At 64.8% G+C, this 4,731-nt stretch carries 3 protein-coding genes; 2 read left to right on the forward strand and 1 reads right to left on the reverse strand.

All coding sequences use genetic code 11. The features are described 5' to 3' along the window. Positions 1-181: 181 nt before the first annotated feature. On the reverse strand, positions 182-2,647 hold the full coding sequence (locus VEK15_28070; GenBank protein ID HXV64587.1) for an ABC transporter permease: 2,466 nt from the start codon (positions 2,645-2,647) through the stop codon (positions 182-184). Positions 2,648-2,768: 121 nt separating this feature from the next. Between VEK15_28070 and VEK15_28075 the strand changes: the two genes are divergently transcribed. Continuing rightward, on the forward strand, positions 2,769-3,896 hold the full coding sequence (locus VEK15_28075; protein HXV64588.1) for a N(4)-(beta-N-acetylglucosaminyl)-L-asparaginase: 1,128 nt from the start codon (positions 2,769-2,771) through the stop codon (positions 3,894-3,896). An 8-nt stretch (positions 3,897-3,904) separates the two neighbouring features. Further along, a partial coding sequence (locus tag VEK15_28080) for a serine hydrolase domain-containing protein (GenBank protein HXV64589.1) occupies positions 3,905-4,731 on the forward strand: 827 nt, incomplete at its 3' end.

Consider the following 4,731-nt stretch of genomic DNA (forward strand, 5'->3'; position numbering starts at 1 on the left):
TCCTATGGTTCGACGACGAGCCCGTCGTGGTCGTCGTGTTCACCGGCCACCACCGGGGGACCGCGTCCGCGCTCAACGAGGCGGTGGCCCAGGTGGGCAAGATCGTGGCGGACCATTACCTCGACTTCAGATGACAATTATCTTCCACCCGTAACCTGCCGCTTCGCGGTCAACGCACGACTTACTCGTGTCGCAGAGCCTCCATCGGGTCTACTCGGGCGGCCCGTGAAGCGGGAACGAGGCTCGCCGCGAGGGCGGCCCCGGCGACGAGGACCGAGAGCAGGGCGTAGGTTTCCAGGTCGAACGGGTCGACGTCGTGAAGGAGGTCCGAGAGGGAGCGTGCGAATCCCAGACCGAGGAGGACGCCGAGAACGAGTCCCATCGCCACGACGGCGAGCCCTTGCCGGAGGATGAGGCTCCGAACTTGACCCGCCGTCGCTCCGAGCGCGACGCGCACTCCGATCTCCTTGGTCCGGCGGCTGACGGAGTAAGCGAGGACGGAGAACAGTCCCGAGAGAGAGAGGACGAGTGCAATCACGGCGAAAGCTCCGAGCAGGGAGGCCGTGAATCGCCAGGGAGCGGCCGCCCGATCGACGAGCGCTCGCAGGGTGATGATGCTGTCCACCGGTTGAAGAGGGTCGATGGCAGCGACCGCGGCGCGTAGCGAAGCCGCGAGCTGCAGCGAGTCTCCGCTCGCACGCACGACGATGTCGGTCAGGGCCGTATCCGTCTGACGATACGGCAGGTAGAGATCGAGTCTCGGGTCCGTGAGCCCACGGTAGCGGGCGTCTTCCACCACGCCCACGACCGTTCGCCACACTGGTGCCCCATCGGCATCGCGTTCCCCGGCCCAGAGGCGTTTGCCCATCGCACTCTCCGCTGGAGACATCCTGCGAGCGAGGCTTTCTCCTACGATGGCCACCGGGAGCCCACCCTCGCGGTCCGATTCCTCGAAGTCGCGCCCTTCGAGGTGACGAATACCCATCGTCCGGAAGTAGCCCGGCGTCACCGCTTCCCAGTTCACGAGTGGATTCGATTCCGCGGTCTCTCGCTCGACAGGCTGTCCTTCGATGATGAAGCTGGAGTCCATGCCCACGGCGCCGGTCTCGAGCGGGCGAAGATAGGCTGCCGCCGCCGACTGGACCCCGGGAAGGCTCGCGATATGAGCCACGAGCTCGTCGAGAAATCGGTCCTGCTCCGGTCTCGCTGGCCGTCGGCTTTCCACGAATGGAACCTCGAAGGTGACAACCCCTTCAGGCTCGTAGCCCAGGTCGGTCTGGTACAGGTTCCGCAGACTGCGCGCCATCAGACCTGCGCCGAGAATGAGAGTCAGGGCGGCCGCGACCTCGAGGACGACCAGACTCCCGTGAAGGGCACGGCTCTCAGGGGCACCGACGACCCGGGCAGGGGAGCTGGTCGTTCGTGGGGTCGCTCGAAACGCCGCCAGAAGAGCGCTCGCCGATCCCACGGCCAGAGCGATGCCCGTGGTCAACACGAGAGCGAGCCCGTCGAGCCTCGCTTCCGCAAGCCCAGGCACGTCGAAGGGCGCCACCGCGGGAAGGAGAGCGAGGACGAGGGTCGCGAGAGCCGCGCCCAGGCTCCCACCAGCAGCGCCGATCCAGAGGCCGTCGAGGAGAACCTGACGAAAGATCCGAGGCCGGCTCGCTCCGAGGGCGCGACGGATCGCGAGCTCCCGAGCTCGCGCGGAGGCTCTGACCAGCAACATTCCCGCGAGATTGAAGCAGGCAACGAGAAGGAGAAGCCCGACCGAGCCCCACAGGACGAGGATCGATCTGCGAGTGCTGCCGCCGAGGTAGTAGTCGGTAAAGCGCGTCGTCACGATCGTGCGGGCCGGCCAACCGTGGGTTTCCGCGAGGCGCTGCAAGATCCCATTCGATTCGGCTTCCGCATGCGCGCGTTCGACGCCCGGGGCCAAACGTCCCACGAGGAAGAGCACGTTCAAACGACGAAGCACTTCCTCCACCCCGTAAGAACGGGCGAGCGCCGCGCCCGCGAGCCGCCCTCGAACGGGAGTCCAGATCTCGGCGCCACGAGGAAAGTCGAGCTCGCGAGGCATGACACCGATGACCGTGAACGGCTCGATACCATTCGTGTCGCCTTCGAGATCGATTGTCCGGCCGACGAGGTCGGGGTCGCCTCCAAAGCGCTCTCGCCAGAATCCGAAGCTCAGCACCACCACTTCGGCCGCTCCGGGCTCGTCGTCTTCGGCGCTAAAGGTCCGCCCCAAATGGGGGCGTACGGAGAGCGTCTCGAAGAAGTTGGAGGAGACGGCGGCGGAGGATACGGCGTCGGGCTCGCCGGCTCCGGTCAGAACGTGCCTCCAGTTCACCGAGGAGAAGGCCGCCAGATCCTCGAACGATGCGCTCTCTTCTCGAAGGTCGTCGAAGTTCGAATAGGAGACCTCGACGAGAGGGCGATCTCGCTCGAGGTCCTGCTCCCACATCACCAGGACGTCATCGGGCCGCTCGATGGGGCTCCGAAAGAGAACCGCCTTCACCACTCCCAGCAGGGTGGCGTTCGCGCCGATGGCGAGCGACAGCACGGAAACGGCGGCGAGACCGAACGCGGGCTGCCTCACCAGTCCGCGCAACGAGAGGCGAAGCTCCTGCCAGAGACCTTGCATCATCTTCTCAGAACCTCCTGTGGGTTCAAGCCGTGCTCGAACCCGACCGGGCATAGAACACGAGCGCGTTCGTAGCTCTCGAGACGTTCATTGTAGGATACGGGGCCAGCCAGGAGAGGTGAACATGGGAGTCATGAGACGGCGTGATTTCGTACGATCCGCGGCCGCCGGCAGTCTCGCGGCTGTCGCGGCTGGCCCGCGAGCGTTCGGCGCGGCGCCGGCGATCATCACTCAGAAGACCCTACGACCGGTGGTGATTTCCGATCGCAGCGGGATCGCCTACAAGAACGGCGGAGCGAAGAGCTGCGTCGAGACCGCGTTCGAGCGGATCGTTCGGGGGGAAGACGTCCTCGACGCCCTCATTGCCGGGGTCAACATCGTGGAGAACGATCCGGAGGAGCCAGGCGTGGGTTACGGCGCCGTCCCCAACGCGGAAGGAGTGGTTCAGCTCGATGCCTCGTGCATGCATGGTCCGAGAAAACGGGCGGGCGGGGTGGCCGCCATCGAGGGTGTTCGCACGCCTTCCCTGGTGGCGAAGGCGGTGATGGATTTCACCGATCATCATCTTCTCGTCGGGAAGGGCGCCCAGGACTTCGCGAGAAACCTCGGATTCGAGATCGAAGACGACATCACCACCGACGCGTCCCGAAAGCGCTGGCTCGAGTGGAAGCAGCGGATCGACCCCGAGCATTATCTCGACCCGGAGAAGCGGGCCATCCGGGGCTATGAGGCTGCGCTCCAGATGCTGCGCGAAGGGCTCCTGGAGGAGAGCCATATGTGGGGAACGATTCACTGCAATGCGATCAACTCGCGGGGAGAGATCGCGGGTGTGACCAGCACGAGCGGGCTGAGCTTCAAGATTCCGGGCCGTACGGGCGACTCGCCCATTCTGGGTGCTGGGATCTACGTGGACAACGACGTCGGAGCTTGCGGATCGACGGGGCGCGGGGAAGCGAATCTCTACAACCTCACCTCCTTCCTCATCGTGGAGAACATGCGGCGGGGAGCTCATCCCAAGGACGCCACGCTCGAGGGATTGAAGCGGATCCAGGCGAACACGGTCGAGAAGAGGCTTCTGAACGGCCGCGGACTCCCGAATTTCAACATCCGCTTCTTCGCCTTGAACGCGAAAGGGGAATACGCCGGCGCGACGATGTACCGGGCGGAAGAGACGATTTTCGCCGTCTGCGACGAGAACGGCCCGCGCGAGGAGCCCCTTGAGCCTCTGCTCGAGGGAGCCCCTACCGATTGACATTATTAATGATCGCGCGCGCGGTGCTGGCCTCGTGGCTGGTTCTGCTCTCATCGATTGAATCGGCCGCGGAGGGGAAGGATGTCTCGGCGTCCGAGATCGACCGATGGATTCCGGGCATTCTAAGCGCCTCCTCGGTCCCGGGTCTTTCGCTGGCCGTCGTCCGAAACGGAGAGATCGCCTTTGCCGCCGGCTACGGCGTGAAGGACGAGAAGAGCGCTCCGGTCGCGCCCGAGACGATTTTCGAAGCCGCTTCCCTCAGCAAGCCCGTCTTCGCTTACGGAGCGCTACTCCTCACGCGGGAGGGAAAGCTCGATCTCGACGCACCGCTGACGAGTTACCTCGAGACCGCCTTCATCGAGGACGACCCGCGGTTGGAGCGGATTACGGCGCGGCTCGTGCTCTCTCATTCGACGGGATTGCCGAACTGGAGGCCGGGGAGGTGGACGGACTCACCCGGGCCTCTCCGCATCGAGTTCGAGCCAGGCTCGCGCTTCGGCTACTCGGGTGAGGGCTACGAGTACCTGGGACTCGCGATCGAGCGCATCACAGGGGTCTCGATCGAGGACTTCCTTCAGCGCGCGGTGTTGAAGCCCCTCGGAATGCTCGATAGCAGTTATGTCTGGCAGGTCTCCTACGAGGAAAGTTCGGCAAAAGGTCACGATCGGAGCGGGAAGCCGGTCTCGAAGTTGAGACCGAAACGGGCGAACGTCGCCGCGAGTCTCCACACCAGCGCTCGAGATTACGCTCGGTTCCTGCTCGCCATGGTCGATTCGACACGTACGGACGTCGTGTCATCGATGATGAAGGAGGAAACGAAGATCGACGCCGCGCT

The sequence above is a fragment of the Vicinamibacteria bacterium genome (assembly GCA_035620555.1).
Taxonomy (GTDB): Bacteria; Acidobacteriota; Vicinamibacteria; order Marinacidobacterales; family SMYC01; genus DASPGQ01.